This is a genomic window from Bradyrhizobium sp. BR 1433 (genome assembly GCF_051547665.1).
GTDB classification, from domain to species: Bacteria; Pseudomonadota; Alphaproteobacteria; order Rhizobiales; family Xanthobacteraceae; genus Bradyrhizobium; species Bradyrhizobium australafricanum.
The window spans coordinates 8,596,797-8,612,198 of sequence record NZ_JBPUGG010000001.1; the positions used below are offsets into that span (position 1 = coordinate 8,596,797).

The 15,402-nt window shown below is 64.7% G+C and carries 13 protein-coding genes and 1 pseudogene; 6 read left to right on the plus strand and 8 right to left on the minus strand.

Annotation, left to right across the window (positions count from 1 at the left end):
• Positions 1-165 precede the first annotated feature (165 nt).
• The 5 genes and pseudogenes from ACSKB9_RS41180 (at position 166) to ACSKB9_RS41200 (ending at position 5,765) form a co-directional block, all read left to right on the plus strand.
• Complete coding sequence (locus ACSKB9_RS41180) at positions 166-2,733, plus strand: TonB-dependent receptor (protein ID WP_438079932.1); 2,568 nt, start codon at positions 166-168, stop codon at positions 2,731-2,733.
• A 20-nt stretch (positions 2,734-2,753) separates the two neighbouring features.
• Positions 2,754-3,443: pseudogene (locus ACSKB9_RS41185) on the plus strand (Fe2+-dependent dioxygenase).
• 3 nt (positions 3,444-3,446) lie between these two features.
• Positions 3,447-4,493, plus strand: a complete 1,047-nt coding sequence (exbB, locus tag ACSKB9_RS41190) for a tonB-system energizer ExbB (RefSeq protein WP_438079934.1) — start codon at positions 3,447-3,449, stop codon at positions 4,491-4,493.
• Between the two features lie 3 nt (positions 4,494-4,496).
• On the plus strand, positions 4,497-4,961 hold the full coding sequence (gene exbD / locus ACSKB9_RS41195) for a TonB system transport protein ExbD (protein WP_137479631.1): 465 nt from the start codon (positions 4,497-4,499) through the stop codon (positions 4,959-4,961).
• A 672-nt stretch (positions 4,962-5,633) separates the two neighbouring features.
• On the plus strand, positions 5,634-5,765 hold the full coding sequence (locus tag ACSKB9_RS41200) for a hypothetical protein (RefSeq protein ID WP_438079936.1): 132 nt from the start codon (positions 5,634-5,636) through the stop codon (positions 5,763-5,765).
• 138 nt (positions 5,766-5,903) lie between these two features.
• On the opposite strand, the gene ACSKB9_RS41205 is transcribed toward ACSKB9_RS41200, so the two are convergent.
• From ACSKB9_RS41205 to ACSKB9_RS41220, 4 genes are all read right to left on the minus strand, one after another.
• On the minus strand, positions 5,904-7,052 hold the full coding sequence (locus tag ACSKB9_RS41205) for an ABC transporter substrate-binding protein (RefSeq protein WP_438079938.1): 1,149 nt from the start codon (positions 7,050-7,052) through the stop codon (positions 5,904-5,906).
• A gap of 284 nt (positions 7,053-7,336) precedes the next feature.
• Complete coding sequence (locus tag ACSKB9_RS41210) at positions 7,337-7,744, minus strand: hypothetical protein (protein ID WP_438080621.1); 408 nt, start codon at positions 7,742-7,744, stop codon at positions 7,337-7,339.
• 103 nt (positions 7,745-7,847) lie between these two features.
• Entirely contained in the window at positions 7,848-8,528 is a 681-nt protein-coding gene (locus tag ACSKB9_RS41215) for a site-2 protease family protein (RefSeq protein ID WP_438079939.1), read from the minus strand.
• A gap of 85 nt (positions 8,529-8,613) precedes the next feature.
• On the minus strand, positions 8,614-9,516 hold the full coding sequence (locus tag ACSKB9_RS41220) for a DMT family transporter (protein ID WP_438079941.1): 903 nt from the start codon (positions 9,514-9,516) through the stop codon (positions 8,614-8,616).
• A 92-nt stretch (positions 9,517-9,608) separates the two neighbouring features.
• Between ACSKB9_RS41220 and ACSKB9_RS41225 the strand changes: the two genes are divergently transcribed.
• Positions 9,609-10,481 (plus strand): LysR substrate-binding domain-containing protein, encoded by an 873-nt coding sequence (locus tag ACSKB9_RS41225; RefSeq protein WP_438079943.1) that lies wholly within the window; start codon positions 9,609-9,611, stop codon positions 10,479-10,481.
• Here the strand turns inward: ACSKB9_RS41225 and ACSKB9_RS41230 are convergent.
• The 4 genes from ACSKB9_RS41230 to ACSKB9_RS41245 all read right to left on the minus strand — a co-directional run bounded on the left by ACSKB9_RS41230 (position 10,478) and on the right by ACSKB9_RS41245 (position 15,275).
• Positions 10,478-11,224, minus strand: coding sequence for an SDR family NAD(P)-dependent oxidoreductase (locus ACSKB9_RS41230; protein ID WP_438079944.1), 747 nt, complete (start codon positions 11,222-11,224; stop codon positions 10,478-10,480). The genes ACSKB9_RS41225 and ACSKB9_RS41230 overlap by 4 nt on opposite strands.
• Positions 11,225-11,349: 125 nt before the next feature.
• Positions 11,350-12,084: an SDR family oxidoreductase gene (locus tag ACSKB9_RS41235; RefSeq protein ID WP_438079946.1), complete on the minus strand. Its 735-nt coding sequence runs from the start codon at positions 12,082-12,084 to the stop codon at positions 11,350-11,352.
• A 113-nt stretch (positions 12,085-12,197) separates the two neighbouring features.
• The gene (locus ACSKB9_RS41240) at positions 12,198-14,036 is read right to left on the minus strand and encodes an IlvD/Edd family dehydratase (RefSeq protein WP_253609134.1); all 1,839 of its coding nucleotides are present in this window, start codon (positions 14,034-14,036) and stop codon (positions 12,198-12,200) included.
• A gap of 210 nt (positions 14,037-14,246) precedes the next feature.
• Positions 14,247-15,275, minus strand: coding sequence for a LacI family DNA-binding transcriptional regulator (locus ACSKB9_RS41245; protein WP_438079948.1), 1,029 nt, complete (start codon positions 15,273-15,275; stop codon positions 14,247-14,249).
• Between the last annotated feature and the right edge of the window lie 127 nt (positions 15,276-15,402).

The following is a 15,402-nucleotide window of genomic DNA, read 5'->3' on the forward strand; positions in this document are numbered from 1 at the left end:
AGAACGATTTCAAACCGTAGATTAGAATCGCTTTGAATTGGGGCGATTTAAGCCGACTGTTGCGCTCGCCGCATTGATAAAAAAGGTCACGCTCGATAACCGATGGAGACAGTTCGTCGCAGCTTCATTTCGCGAACGAGCTGATTTTTCTGGGGCGAGCAAGACATGAGCAATGTGAAGGCGCCGAGATCGCTGCGCTTTGATGCAGCGATCGGTTCGGCTGATGACACCGGTTATTCCGCCACGAAGGTCTCCGCAGTCGCGAGCCTGATCGCGGTGGCGTCGTTTTCGGGGGCTGAAGCGCAGCAATCCAACCTGCCGCCGGTGAATGTCGATGCCCCGGTCGCTCGCCCGCGGCCCGTGACGTCAAGGCCCACTGCGGACCAGGTCCGCGCCCGCAACGCGCTGCGCCGCGCCGCGCGCCGTAACAACCAGCAGGCACAGCAAGCGCCGGTGCCGTTTCCCAACGCCGGCGGTCTTCCCGCCGACCGCGATCCCTATGCGGATCCGGCCGCGCCGTACAAGGGCGACCGTTTGCAGTCGTCCGGGAAATATCCCGAGCCGATCCTGAACACGCCGAAATCGGTCACGGTGCTGACCAAGGACGTGCTCGAAGACAAGAACGCCACATCGCTGAAGTCGGCGATCCTGTCGACGGCCGGCGTCACGCTCGGCACGGGCGAGGGCGGCAATGCCTTCGGCGACCGCTTCTTCATCCGCGGCTTCGACGCACGCAACGACATCTTCATCGACGGCGTGCGCGACTCCGGCGTCAGCGTCCGCGAGAACTTCTTCACCGAGCAGGTCGAGATCCTGCGCGGCCCGGGCTCGTCCTTTGCCGGCCGCGGCACCACCGGCGGCGCGATCAACATCGTCACCAAGCAGGCGACGACGCAGAACAGCTTCTACAACATGGACACCACGTTCGGCACCGATCGCACCAAGCGCGTGACGCTCGACGTCAACCAGGTGATCAGCCCGACGCTGGCGATCCGCGCCGGCGGCCTGTTCCAGGATGCCGGCGTCGCCGGCCGCAGCTATGTCACCGACGACCGCAACGGCGCGTTCGTCGCCGGAACATGGAAGCCGGTCGATGCGGTGAAGATCACCGGCAACTACATCCACACTGAACTGACCGGACTCCCGGATTTCGGCGTGCCGTATTACCGGCCGAGCACCGCGAGCACGGCCGGCGGCCCGTTCCCGGATTTCGGCGTCAACCGCAACAATTGGTACGGTTTCGTCAACCGCGACTTCTTCAGGACCGGGCAGGACATCGGCACCATCAACGCCGAGGTGCAGATCACGCCGGACCTCGTGGTCAGCAACAAGATCCGGGAATCGCGTTCGACCCAGAACTACATCGGCACGCTGCCGGAAGCGCCGACGCTGGCCGCCGGCGCTCCGTTCACGGCGTATACGCTGAGCGCCAATCCGCAAAGCCGCTACCAGGTCACCGACGTGTTCGCCAACCAGACCGAGGCGACCTACAAGTCGGTCGACGGCCTCGGCTTCAAGCACACGACCACGGCCGGCGTCGAATACGACAACGAGCGGTCGTCGATCGACAGATATCTCGGCCTGAGCTCGGAAATAACGACCGGCACATCGGCATTCACGGGAAGCGGATCGCTCTCCGGCGTCAGCGTGTTCAATCCGCAATACACCAACATTCCGTTCCCGATTCCGTCGGGGCTGTCCGGGCTGCCGACCAAGATCGGGATCGACACCACCAGCGGCTACATCATGGATACCGCGAACTACAATGACTTCGTGATCCTCAATGGCGGCATCCGCTACGACGACTACAAGATCAACACGTCGGGATATCTGACTTCGGGCGGCAGGACGACATTCGGCAGTCAGTCGGCCGACTTCGGGATGCCGAACTTCAACCTCGGCCTCACCTTGAAGCCGTTGCCGAACGGCAGCGTCTATGCGGCCTATGCGACCTCATCCAATCCGGTTGGCGCCGAATTCGACGGCACCAGCACGGCGTATGGCGGCCTGTCTCCCGTGCTGAACGGCGGCAATACCCAGATCTTCGGGCCGGAAAAGAACAAGGCGATCGAAGTCGGCACCAAGTGGGAATTGTTCGATCGTCATCTGCTGGTGACGGCGGCGCTGTTCCAGACCGAGAAGGAAAATGCGCGCGAATCGCAGAACGTGAACAACGCAACCGCGGCCGCGGCGCTTGGCTGCTCCTATCCGACCGGGACGACCGGCAATATCTCCTGCATCACCGCGGGCGCGGCCTACCGCATCCGCGGCATCGATCTCGGCGTCGGCGGCAAGATCACCGACAAATGGAGCGTGTTCGGCGGTCTCGTGCTGATGCAGTCGGCAGTGACGAGGTCGCTGGCGCCGCCGGCCAACACCATCCTGTATTCCAGCAATGTCGGACTGCCGCTCGCCAACGTCGCGCATCAGTCGTTCAGCATGCTGACCAAGTACCAGCTCACCGACATGTGGGAGCTTGGCGGGCAGGCGGTGTATCGCTCGAAGGTCTATGGCGGCACGCTGCTCGCGGCCAACCAGGGCACCTCGATCCCGAGCTATTGGCGCTTCGACGCCTTTGCCGAAGCTAAGATCGACAAGCACTGGACCATGAAGCTGTTCGTCAACAACATCTTCGACAAGCGCTACTACGACGCGCTGTACCAGAGCGCGGCGCCGTTCGTGCTCGAAGCGCCGGGACGCGCCGCGTATCTGGTTGTTTCTGCGCGTTACTGACGGAGGCTTCGCGGCACGAGATGCTGGTCTGTGTTCCCAACGTACTGAGCAAGGCTGATGTGGCGGACTTCCGCCGCATCATGGCGCAAGCCGAATGGGAGGACGGCCGCTCGACCGCCGGCGCCGCGTCCGCGATGGTCAAGCGCAACGAGCAGCTGCCGCCCGACAGCGAGGTCGCACGGCAGCTCGGCAACCGCATCCTGTCGGCGCTGTCGGCGAGCCCGCGCTTCATCTCGGCGGCGATCCCGCTTAGAATCTTTCCGACCCTTGTTCAACCGCTATGCCGCCAGCGACGGGCACCATTTCGGCCTGCACGTCGACAATGCGGTGCGCGGCGACAGGCTGACGGGCATGAGGATCCGCACCGACCTATCGGTCACGCTGTTTTTATCGGAGCCGGAGGACTACGACGGCGGCGAGCTCGTCATCGAAGACCTCTACGGATCCCATGAAATCAAGCTGCCGGCGGGCGATCTCGTAGTTTATCCCGCTTCCAGTTTGCATCTGGTCACGCCGGTCACGCGGGGGACCCGGGTAGCGTCTTTTTTCTGGCTGCAGAGCATGGTACGGGATGCACACGGGCGCAGCCTGATCTTTGATCTCGATACCGCGATCCAGGCTCTGGTGGAGCGGCTGGGCGCGATGACCCCGAAACGGTCAAATTGACCGGGATTTATCACAACCTGATCCGTCACTGGGCTGAAGTGTAACTGATGATGACATTCAAGTTCCCCGCTGCATCCGCCATGATCGCCTCGCTGGCGATGCTGATGCTGGCCGCGCCGTCTTCGGCGCAGCAGCAAACGGCGCCCGTAGCGCAGCCCGCACCCGTGACCCGGCCTCAGGCCGCACCCGCAGCCCAGCCGGCGGCTGCCCAGCCCGCGCCGGCCGCCCAGGCCGCGCCGGTGGCCGCCCAGCCGGCACAAGCGGCGCCGCAGGCTCAGGCTGCGCCGGCCCCTGCGGTGGCGGCTCCGGCTCCGACGGCGAACGAGGCGTCCCTGGCTGCGCCCGCGAGCGGCGACAGCAAGTCGCTGAAGTCGACCTCGACCGGCCTGCACGAATTGTCGCCGTGGAATATGTTCTTGAACGCCGACATCATCGTGAAGGCGGTGATGCTCGGTCTCGCTTTCGCGTCGCTCGTGACCTGGACCGTATTCATCGCCAAGATGGTCGAGCTGACCGTGGCGCAGCGCAAGCTGCGCGGCGCGCTGGCCAAGATCGCTGAATCGCGCTCGCTGGCCGAAGCGCAGTTCGCGCTCGGCGCCAAGGGCAGCGTGCTGTCGTCGTTCATCGCAGCTGCGATGCGCGAGGGGCGCCTGTCGGCGGGCATCTCGAGCGACAGCGGCATCAAGGAGCGCGCGGCGTCGAGCTTCGCCGAGATCGTGCGCGCCGAAGCCCGCAAGATCCGCATCGGCATGGGCCTGCTCGCGACCATCGGCGCGACGTCGCCCTTCGTCGGCCTGTTCGGCACCGTCTGGGGCATCATGAACAGCTTCATCGGCATTTCGAAGTCGCAGACGACCAACCTTGCCGTGGTGGCGCCGGGCATCGCGGAAGCGTTGCTCGCGACCGCGATCGGCCTCGTCGCGGCGATCCCTGCGGTCATCATCTACAACCACTTCTCGCGCGTCACGAAGGTCTATCTCGAGCTGGTCAACCGCGCCTCGGGCGCCGCGGGACGGCTGTTGTCGCGCGATCTCGACCGCACCCATGGCGACGTTCCGCGCAGCGCGCATGCGCGCGCCGCTGCGGCGGAGTAGGCGATGGCGGTCTCGATCTCCGAGAACGACGGCGACGACGATTTCGCGGAATCCCACGAGATCAACGTCACGCCGTTCATCGACGTCATGCTGGTGCTGCTGATCATCTTCATGGTGGCGGCACCGCTTTCGACCGTCGATCTTCCGATCGATCTGCCGACCTCCAGCGCGACGCCGCAGAAGAAGCCGGACAAGCCGACCTATGTCAGCATCAAGCCGGATCTGACGCTGGCGATCGGGGAGAACGCGGTGAAGCGCGTCGACCTGGTCAATTCGCTGGATGCCGTGCCCGACATGAGCCGGGACAAATACGTGTTCCTGCGGGCCGATCGGATGGTACCCTATGGCGAGCTGATGGGCGTGATGGAGCTGCTGCGCGCCGGCGGCTACACGCACGTGAAGCTGGTCGCGCTCGAGGGCGTTCCGGGAGCGCCCGCGGCGGCGCAGGCCGATCCTGCCAAACCCTGACGGCGAACGCGATGTCCACCAACCCCGATCTCGATCTGCGGACCTCGAAGCGGCTCTGGGTGATCGCTGCCGTGACGGCAGTCGGGCTGCATCTAGGCGGTGCCGCGCTGGCACTGACCAATTTGCGCGGCGACGACGGCGAGGGGCTCGGCGCTGCCGGTGCGGAATACGCCGTCGAGCTCGCCTCAGCAACCGACGAGGATAACCCGGCGCCCCCCGGACCGGAGGACCGTGCACAGGAAGCTGCGCCGGAAATGACCCAGCAGAGGGCGGAGGTCAAGGAGACCGACCTTCCGCAGGCCAAGCCGACCGAGACCGAGGACGCCGACCGCATCGTCACGGAAGACAACAGCAAGAAGCCGACGGAGGAGGAAGCCCAGGTCGCCAAGGTACAGACCGAGACGAGCGAGGCCGCCGAGAAGCACCAAGACCAATCGCCAACCAAGCTGGAGGACGCCCGTCAGTCGGAGACCACCAAGGCGCCCAACCCCGGCATCGGCAAGGACAAGCTGCTGCTGACCGCCCAATGGGGCAAGAAGATCAGCGCCTATCTCGACCTGCACAAGAAATTCCCGGAGAACGGCAAGGCCAAAGCGGCCAAGGTGAAGATCGCTCTCGTGCTCAACCGCGTCGGCAAGGTGTTGTCGGTCGCGGTGATGGAATTGTCGGGCGATGCCCGCTTTCGACGACGCGGCGATCTCGATGGTCCACCGTTCCGATCCGGTCCCGGCACCGCCGGCCGGACTGAACCAGGATCAGTTCTCGTTCAGCCTCGACGTCAACTACAACAAGCCGAAGAAGTAGCGAGCCGCGGCCCGCTGCGATCAGACCCGGCGTCATTCCGGGCGCGACAAGTCGCGAACCCGGAATCCATTTCTCCATTGAATGTGCCGCTGGTCGATTCCGGGTTCGCAGTTTCACGCGGCCCGGAACGACGTTGCCTCAGCTCTTCTTCACCAGCGGGCAGACGCTCTTCTCGAGCGGGAGGAAGGCCTCGTCCGCGGGGATGGTGGCGACCAGCTTGTAATAGTCCCACGGATATTTCGAGTCGGACGGCTTCTTCACCTCGAACAGATAGGCCGGGTGGATCTTGCGGCCGTCGACGCGAATCGAGCCCTTGCCGAACAGAGGATCGTCGGTCGGCATCTCCTTCATCTTGGCGACCACGGCGCGGCCGTCATGCGGATTGCCGCCGAGCGCTTCCAGCGCCTTGAAATAGTGGATCAGCGACGAATAGACGCCGGCCTGCACCATGGTCGGCGGGTTCTTCTTGAAGCGCTCCATGAAGCGCTTGGAGAAGGCGCGGGTCTGGTCGTTCATGTCCCAGTAGAATGTCTCAGTGAAGTTCAGCCCCTGCGCCACGTTGAGGCCGAGCGCGTTGATGTCGGTGATGAACAGCAGCATGCCGGCAAGCCGCTGGCCGCCCGAGACGATGCCGAATTCCGCGGCCTGCTTGATCGCGTTGGTGGTGTCGCCGCCGGCATTGGCCAGACCGACGATCTTGGCCTTCGAGCTTTGCGCCTGCAGCAGGAAGGACGAGAAGTCGGCATTGTTGAGCGGATGCTTGACGCTGCCGAGCACCTTGCCGCCGTTCGTGGTGACCACCGCCGAGGTGTCGCGCTCGAGCGCCTGGCCGAACGCATAGTCCGCGGTGAGGAAGAACCAGGTGTCGCCGCCGGATTTGACCAGCGCCTTGCCGGTGCCGTTGGCGAGCATGTAGGTGTCATAGACCCAGTGCACCGTGTTCGGCGAACACTGCGCGCCCGTGAGATCGGACGAGGCGGAGCCCGAGTTCAGGTTGACGACGTTCTTCTCCTTCGAAAGGTTGGCAATCGCGAGCCCGACATTGGAGGCCGCGAGATCGACGAACACGTCGACCTTCTCGACGTCGATCCACTGCTTGCCGATGTTGACCGCGACATCGGGCTTGTTCTGGTGATCGGCCGAGATCAGATCGATCTTCCAGCCCTTCGCCAGCAGCCCGGAATCCTCGATCGCCATCTGCGCCGCCACCGTCGAGCCGGGACCGCCGATATCCTGATAGAGGCCGGACTGATCGCCGAGCGCGCCGACCTTGGCGACCTTGTCCATCGTCTGCGCCGACGCACCGCCGCAGAACGCAAGACTTCGTGGCCATGACCAAGGCCGTCGTGACCGAGGCTGCAATGGAACGCTTCATCTTCCCTCCAGTATGATTTTGTTTTTTTCAGTTCCGGATTATGCCCGGCATCGGGCGCATCGCCTAGAGCGCCGGCGCGATCGCTCGCGCGCGATATTCCACGCCACGGCGATTGCGCAGCCGGTGACGCGCGACGGGATGCCGCGGTGCGCGGAGTTCGATCATCAGACGCGGATAGGGTGAAGCGCGGACGGCGCTATTTCCAGTAGTACCGGATCGCGACGTAGACCACGACGAGGCAGGCGAAGATCAGTGCCACCGGCATCGAACGCTTGGCGTTCGGGTCGAAGGTGCTCGTCTTCTTGGGGGGCAGGCGGCGGAACGTCGTGACGTTGCCATTGTCGGCGACCGGCTCGCGCGCGCGCGCCGGAACCTCCGGCGCTTTGCCGGCGCCGCCCATCTCGACATAGTAGGTGCGGTACATCTCCTGGATGGTCGCCTCGCCGGCGTCGGCTTCGCTCATCTGTCCCAGCAGCTTGTTGTAAATGGCCAGGAAATTCTGCGCCTCAGGCGGCAAGGCGGAGGCGCCGTTCAGCTTGGCCATCATCTTCCAGGTCGCAAAGTCGGCCCGCGCGCGGGTGTCGGCGCGTCGTGCAATCAGCATATCGGCAGCTTTGATCACCATGGCCTCGAAGCGTTCCTGTCCTCAACGCATGACCGGGAAAATTGGCTACCGGTTTTTCGATCGGGTCGTGCGCAAATCAAGGCTATGTGTTTCCGGTAATGAGGAGAAGGGCGTTCCTCACATAGCCGGTCAGAATTCCTAGTATCGTTGAAATAACATCAAGATTTAGGCCGACTTGCTGGCCGATCACCGGTAGCAGGATCAACAGCCCGATGAGGATCAGCATGCCGTAGGGCTCCAGCCGGGCGAGCGGGATCGCCAGCGGCCTTGGCAGCAGTCCGACCGCGACCCGGCCACCGTCCAGCGGCGGGATCGGCATCATGTTGAAGATCGCGAGCACGATGTTGATCAGGAAGGCGTTTTTCAGATTGTCCGCGGTCCATTTTGCGGCATCGGCCGGCACCAATGGCAGCGCGTGGAATGCCAGCGCCGCGGCGATCGCCAGGATGATGTTGGTGGCCGGGCCGGCCAGCGCCACCCACACCATATCGAGCTTGGGATGATTGAGCTTGCGGAAGTTCACCGGCACCGGCTTGGCATAGCCGAACAGGAACGGCGAATGCGCGAACAGCAGCACCGCAGGCAGGATCAGCGTGCCGAACGGATCGATGTGCTTCAGCGGGTTGAAGCTGACGCGGCCGAGCTGCCAGGCGGTGTCGTCGCCGAGCCGGTGCGCGACGAAGCCGTGCGCGGCTTCGTGAAACGTGATCGCAATGATCACCGGCAGTACCCAGACGGAGATGTCATAGAGGGAGATGTTCAATGGCGTGCCGCCTCGGGTTCGCTGGGACCGGAGGTCAGGCTAGCACGGATTCGCCGAAGGCCTTGCTGGCGAGCGTTGCCGCAGGTCAACGCATGTCGGGGGCGACCGCGTTCGTCAGGGGCGGCTGGGTGGTCGCGATCCAGATGCCGACAAAAACGGTGACGATGCCGGCCACCAGATTCCAGCTCAGCGGCTCGCCGAGCAGGGCTGCGCCGACCAGCGAGGCCGCGATCGGATTGACGGTGACCGAGATCGCCACCCGGGTCGGCGTCGTCCGATCCAGCGCGAAGGCCCAGAGATAGAAGGTGAGTGCGGCGCCGAAGGCGCCGAGATAGATCGCGCCGAACCATTGCGGCGCGCCGAAATCGGCAACCGGCGCAAAACTGCCGCGCAGCAGCGAGGCGACGATGAGCACCACCGCCCCGGCGGCCATCGCGAGCGTGGTGAAGGGGATCGGGCCGGAGCGGCGGATATAGGGTTTTGACCAGATGCTGTAGAGCGCCATGCACAGCGCGGCTGCGACCATCAAGAGGTCGCCGCGCCAGGCGCCGGGTGGCGCCGTGGCGAGGCCGGAGAGCAGCGCCATCGAGACGCCGAGGATGGTGATCAGGACGCCTGCGGTTTTGCGTGCGGTGAGCGCTTCGGCGCCCAGCGCCGCGCCGACCAGCATGGTCAGCAGCGGCAGTGTCGACAGCGCGAGCGCGCCGCGCGCGGCGGTCGTGAAAATCAGCGAGGCGTTGAACAGGACCGGAAACGCCGCAAAGAACAGTAGGCCGAGGCCGGCGACGCCGAGCCAGTCGTGCCGCGTCGGCCAGCTGCGGCGTTGCAGCAGTGCCAGCGGCAGCAGCAGCAGGACGCCGATGCCGAAGCGGAACGCGCCGATCGCCAGCGGGTCGATGGCGCCGACCAGAAACCGCGTCGCCCCGATCGAAGTGCCGCCGAGCGCGCTCGATGCCACCGCCGCCAACACCCCCCAGATCTCGCCCATTCCGTTCGCCCCTTGGTTTTGCTTGCGCAATCTAGGGACAGCGACATAATCAGGGAATGAAATAGATTTGATCGACTAAATCACAGATCGTTATGAGCGCCCCCATCCTGGACCCCGATCTTCTGCAGGCCTTTGTCGCGGTGGCGGAGCATCGCTCCTTCACCCGCGCGGCCTCGGCGCTGAACCGGACCCAATCCGCCGTCAGCATGCAGGTGAAGCGGCTGGAAGAGCGGCTGCAGGCCGAACTGTTTCACCGCAGCACGTCCAGTGTCGACCTGAGTGCGGCAGGCGAGGGATTGCTCGGCTATGCCCGCCGCATTCTGAGCCTCAACGCGGAGGCGGTCGGCCGGGTGCGCGCGCACGGCACGGATGGACGGGTTCGCCTCGGCGTGATGGACGACTATGGGACGATGATCGTCCCGCCGCTGCTCAAGGACTTCATCGCCAGCTATCCGCTGATCCATGTCGAGATGGAGACGGGGCTGACGTCGACAATGACCGATCGGCTCGGCGAAGCCTATGACCTCGTGATCGCGATGCACCCCGAGGGACGCGGCGAGGGCGAGTTGCTGCGCACCGAGCAGGCGGTGTGGGCCGCGAGCGCTGCGCATCGCGTCGAGGAGCTCGATCCGCTGCCGGTCGCGCTCTATCCGCAGGGCTGCCTGTTCCGGAGCTGGGCGATGCAGGCGCTGGACGAGGCGAACCGGCCGTGGCGGCTCGCCTTTGTCAGCCACAGCCTGTCCGCGGTCGAGGCGATCGCGGCGCAGGGTCTTGCCGTGACCGTGGTCAAGTCGGGGACGTTTCCGCCGACGCTGCGTCGGCTGACCGCGCGCGACGGCATGCCGCTGCTGCCGCGGGCCGAGATACGGCTGCATCGCGCGCAAAACCTGTCGCACGCGGCGTCACTGCTGGCCAATCATCTCGTCGCGGCGCTGCGACAGCCGGCGAGGCGAGCGGCGAGTTAATAGGTCGCGCGGCCGCCGGAGATGTCGAACACCGCGCCGGTGGAGAAGGCGCAATCCTCCGACGCCAGCCACGCCACCATCGAGGCGAGTTCCTCGACCTGGACGAAGCGGGCCTTCGGGATCTTCGACAGCATGAAGTCGATGTGCGCTTGCGTCATCTGGTCGAAGATCGCGGTCTTCGCCGCGGCCGGCGTCACCGCATTGACCAGGATGTCGTGCTGCGCGAGCTCCTTGCCGAGCGATTTGGTGAGCGCGATCAGGCCCGCCTTCGACGACGAATAATGCGCGGCGTTCGGATTGCCTTCCTTGCCGGCGATCGAGGCGATGTTGACGATGCGGCCGTATTTCTGGCCGATCATGGTCGGCACGATCGCCTTGCAGCAGATGAAGGGACCCTCGAGATTGATGCGCATCACCCTGCGCCAGTCGTCGAGATCGGTTTCCCATACCGGCTTGTTGGCTCCGGTGATACCGGCGTTGTTGACGAGAATGTCGATCTTGCCGAACGCCCGCAGCGTCTGATCGCGCGCGGCGTCGACAGCGTCGGGATTGGTGACGTCGGTCTTGATCGCGATCACGTTCTCGCCGATCGCCCGCGCGGTCTTCTCCGCCAGCGGCTGGTCGAAATCCCAGATCGCGACCTTGGCGCCCGACGCGACAAAGCGCTCGGTGATGGCGCGGCCAAATCCCTGCGCGCCGCCGGTGACGACGGCACAGCGGCCGTTGAGATCGATCTTGTTCATTGCTTTTTCCTTTGACGTTTCCTCAGATGCTCCACATCCGTTGGCGGAGATGTCGTGCCTTGCCCCTCACCCGGATTGCTTCGCAATCCGACCTCTCCCCGCAGAAGCGCGGGGAGAGGTTCGAGCTAAAGCGTCCAGCCGCCGTCGATGACGTGCGCGACGCCTGTCGTGAACGAGCTTTCGTCGCTGGCAAGATAGACGGCGAGCGCAGCGATTTCCTCGGCAGTGCCGAGCCGGCCCATCGGCTGGCGCGCAACGAACATCTCGCGTCCCTGCGGGCCGGCAGCCGCCGCACGCTCGAGCATCGAAGGCGTCTCGATGGTGCCGGGGCAGATGCAGTTGCAGCGGATGCCCCTGGCGATGAAGTCGGCCGCGACCGAGCGCGTCAGTGCCGCGACCGCGGCCTTGGTGGCGCTATAGACGTAGCGGTTCGGCGCCGCCTTCACCGCGCCGGCGGCGGAGGCGATGTTGACGATGGCGCCGCCGCCCTGCGCCAGCATGCCGGGCAGGAAAGCGCGCGTGGTGCGGTGCATCGACTTGACGTTGAGGTCGAAGGAGAAGTCCCAGTCGTCGTCCGAGCACTCCAGCACTGTGCCGTGATGCACGAAGCCCGCGGCATTGAGCAGGATGTCGGTCTTGCCGGCGCGTCTTGCCATTGCCTCGACCGCTGCGGTATCGCGCACGTCGAGCTTCGCAACCTCGGCGACGCCTTCCTGCTTGAGCAGCGCAAGTTTGCCTTCGTCGATATCGGTCGCGAACACGGTCGCACCCTCGCGGGCAAAGGCCAGCGCGCAGGCGCGGCCGATGCCGACGGCCGCTGCGGTTACGAATGCGCGTTTGCCCTTCAGGCGGTCTGACATGCGTTTCTTCCTTCTTTGGCGATTGGGAATGTCATGCGCGGGCTTGACCCGCGCATCCATCTTTCGAAGAACGATGGATTGCCGGGTCGCGCCCGGCAATGACGATTTGCGTCCTAGTGATTGTCGCGCGCCACGCCGACCTTGCCGGCGATGTCGTGATAGCGCGTCGCGAGCTCGAGGCAGGCGCCGGTCGCATGCTGGCCGACGGTCTTGCGATAGAGCTCCTGCCACGGCGTCTGGTTGGCCGGGTGCGGGAAGCCGCCCTTGGCCTTCAGCTCGGCGCGGCGGGTGCGCAGCTCATCCTCCGAGATCATGATGTTGGCGCTGCCCTTGTTGAGGTCGATGCGCACCTTGTCGCCGGTCCTCAGGATTGCGAGCCCGCCATCGGCGGCGGCCTCGGGCGAGGCGTTGAGGATCGAGGGCGAGCCCGAGGTGCCGGACTGCCTTCCGTCGCCGATGCAGGGCAGGGACAGGATGCCGCGTTTGATCAGCGCGGCGGGCGGCTGCATGTTCACCACCTCGGCGCCGCCGGGATAGCCGATCGGGCCGGTGCCGCGGACGAACAGGACGCAGTGCTCATCGATGTCGAGCGCGGGATCCTCGATGCGGTTGTGATAATCCTCCGGCCCCTCGAACACGATGGCGCGGCCCTCGAAGGCATTGAGGTCCTTCGGGTTGGACAGGTAGCGGTCGCGGAATTCCTTCGAGATCACGCTGGTCTTCATGATCGCGGAATCGAACAGATTGCCGCGCAGCACGATGAAGCCGGCGTCCTTCACCAGCGGCTTGTCGTAGCCCCAGATCACGTCGCCGTCGGGCGCAGGTGCTTCCTTGCAGTTCTCGCCCATGGTGCGGCCGTTGACGGTGAGGGCGCCTTCGTGGATGCGCTTGTGCTTGATCAGCTCGCGCACCACCGAGGGCACGCCGCCGGCGCGGTGATATTCCTCGCCGAGGTAGAAGCCGGCCGGCTGCATGTTCACCAGCAGCGGGACGTCATGGCCATATTTCTGCCAGTCGTCGATCGACAGCTCGACGCCGACATGGCGCGCCAGCGCATTGATGTGGATCGGCGCATTGGTCGAGCCGCCGATCGCGGAGTTGACCACGATGCAGTTCTCGAACGCCTCGCGCGTCAGGAAGTCCGACGGCTTCAAATCCTCCCAGACCATGTCGACGATGCGTTTTCCCGTCTCGTAGGCGATCTGGCCGCGCTCGCGATACGGCGCCGGGATCGCCGCGCAGCCCGGCAGCGAGAAGCCGAGCGCTTCCGCGAGCGAGTTCATGGTGGAGGCGGTGCCCATCGTGTTGCAATGGCCGACCGAGGGGGCCGAGGAGGCCACGATCTCGATGAATTGCTCATAGTCGATCTCACCCGCAGCGAGCCGCTCGCGCGCCTTCCACACCACGGTGCCGGAGCCGGTGCGCTGGCCCTCGTGCCAGCCGTTCAGCATCGGGCCGCCCGATAGCACGATCGCCGGCAGGTTGACGGTCGCCGCCGCCATCATGCAGGCCGGCGTGGTCTTGTCGCAGCCGGTGGTCAGCACCACGCCGTCGAGCGGATAGCCGAACAGCACCTCGACCAGGCCGAGATAGGCGAGGTTGCGGTCGAGCGCCGCGGTCGGGCGCTTGCCGGTCTCCTGGATCGGATGGGTGGGAAACTCCATGGCGATGCCGCCGGCGGCGCGGATGCCCTCGCGGACGCGGTGTGCGAGCTCGAGGTGATGCCGGTTGCAGGGCGACAGGTCGTTGCCGGTCTGTGCGATGCCGATGATCGGCTTGCCCGACTGCAATTCCTCGCGCGTCAGGCCGTAGTTGAGATAGCGCTCGAGATAGAGCGCGGTCATGCCCGGATTGTGCGGGTTGTCGAACCATTCCTGGGAGCGGAGCCTGCGGCCCTTGCCCTTGCTGGTCGCGCCTGCGGCGTCGTGCCCGTTGGTGGGGGATTTTGTCATTGGTTTCTCCCGCAATGCAAACTGGTGGGCCCATTCAAGGGCTCTGGTTCAACGTCGTTGCTACCTTGCGCAAATCGTCGTGCATTACAAACCCGACCGATCACGCACAGGTGTTTCGTGTGATGGATTGGACCTTAGTTGAAGGGTCTTGGTTGCGCTATCATTTTATCATTTTTCGCGTCCCTTGTGACCGGCAGCTGCCGGGCGACGTCAATTGCGTCGCGCCGAGCTTTGCCGTTCCATGACACTGAAGCCGAGATCGACGACGGGTTCGGCGGGCCGGCGCCCTTCCAGCGTCTCGATCACCATCACGGCAGCGTTTCTGCCCATTTCGTAACGATTGGTACGCACGCTGCTCAAGGTCGGCTCGCTCGACGCCATGAATTCGAGGTCATTGAAGCCGACGATCGCCATCTGCTCCGGCACTGCCATGTGCCGCCGCTTGCATTCGAACAGCGCGCCGAGCGCAAGGTCGTCATTGACGCAGAACACGGCGTCGATGTCGGGCGCCTTGGCGAGCAGGTCGGCAAACAGCGTGCCGCCGAGCGTGACCGAGGTCGGGACCGCCGTTGTCACAATAAGCTGTGGATCGAACAGCCCAGCGTCGGTCATCGCGGAGCGATAGCCGTCAAGCCGGCGCTGCACCCGCGGATCCATCCGCGCGCCGAGGAATCCGATCCGCCGGTAGCCCTGCGCGAGCAGGTGGGCGATGGCCGCTTTTGAGGCGTCAAAATGCGAGAATCCGATCATCATGTCGATCGGGGAGGGACCGACCTCCATGATCTGGACGATCGGACAATCGACCGTCTCCATGATGCGGCGGGAATCGGCGGTCTGGTTGATGCCGGTAATGATCAGCCCGGCGGGCTTTTGTGCCAGAAACAGACGCAGCAGGCGCTCTTCCTGCAGGATGCTGTAGCGGGTGTTGGCGAGCTGAATGCTGTAGCGGCTGCCGTCGAGCGCATCATAGATGCCGCGCAGCACGTCGGAGAACACGTTGTTGGTCAGCGACGGGATCAGGACACCGATCACCTCGGTGCGCTGCGACGCAAGCGCGCGTGCCGCGAGATTGGGCACGTAACCGAGTTCTTTTGCCGCACTATCGACCCGCGCGCGCTTGCCGGCCGAAAGTGCTTCCGGATTCCTGAAGAACCGTGAGGCCGTAATCGGACTGACACCGGCGAGCTTCGCGACTTCGGCGAGCCGGATCTTGCCTGGCGTGATGCGCTTTCGGGCCATTTGCCGCTCATATCACGACGTTCGTCGCAGACAAACTGATATTGACAGCGCTACCAAGCGATTGCTAATCGAACGATTGCCAAAACCGGATAAACTGCGGACAATAACGTCAGTCCAACAGCGCCGC

Bases quoted from the DNA above. Each gene is read 5' to 3' on its own strand.
- ACSKB9_RS41180 (WP_438079932.1), top strand. From the start codon at position 166: ATGAGCAATGTGAAGGCGCCGAGATCGCTGCGCTTTGATGCAGCGATC.
- exbB (WP_438079934.1), top strand. From the start codon at position 3,447: ATGATGACATTCAAGTTCCCCGCTGCATCCGCCATGATCGCCTCGCTG.
- exbD (WP_137479631.1), top strand. From the start codon at position 4,497: ATGGCGGTCTCGATCTCCGAGAACGACGGCGACGACGATTTCGCGGAA.
- ACSKB9_RS41200 (WP_438079936.1), top strand. From the start codon at position 5,634: ATGCCCGCTTTCGACGACGCGGCGATCTCGATGGTCCACCGTTCCGAT.
- ACSKB9_RS41205 (WP_438079938.1), bottom strand. From the start codon at position 7,052: ATGGACAAGGTCGCCAAGGTCGGCGCGCTCGGCGATCAGTCCGGCCTC.
- ACSKB9_RS41210 (WP_438080621.1), bottom strand. From the start codon at position 7,744: ATGCTGATTGCACGACGCGCCGACACCCGCGCGCGGGCCGACTTTGCG.
- ACSKB9_RS41220 (WP_438079941.1), bottom strand. From the start codon at position 9,516: ATGGGCGAGATCTGGGGGGTGTTGGCGGCGGTGGCATCGAGCGCGCTC.
- ACSKB9_RS41225 (WP_438079943.1), top strand. From the start codon at position 9,609: ATGAGCGCCCCCATCCTGGACCCCGATCTTCTGCAGGCCTTTGTCGCG.
- ACSKB9_RS41230 (WP_438079944.1), bottom strand. From the start codon at position 11,224: ATGAACAAGATCGATCTCAACGGCCGCTGTGCCGTCGTCACCGGCGGC.
- ACSKB9_RS41235 (WP_438079946.1), bottom strand. From the start codon at position 12,084: ATGTCAGACCGCCTGAAGGGCAAACGCGCATTCGTAACCGCAGCGGCC.
- ACSKB9_RS41240 (WP_253609134.1), bottom strand. From the start codon at position 14,036: ATGACAAAATCCCCCACCAACGGGCACGACGCCGCAGGCGCGACCAGC.
- ACSKB9_RS41245 (WP_438079948.1), bottom strand. From the start codon at position 15,275: ATGGCCCGAAAGCGCATCACGCCAGGCAAGATCCGGCTCGCCGAAGTC.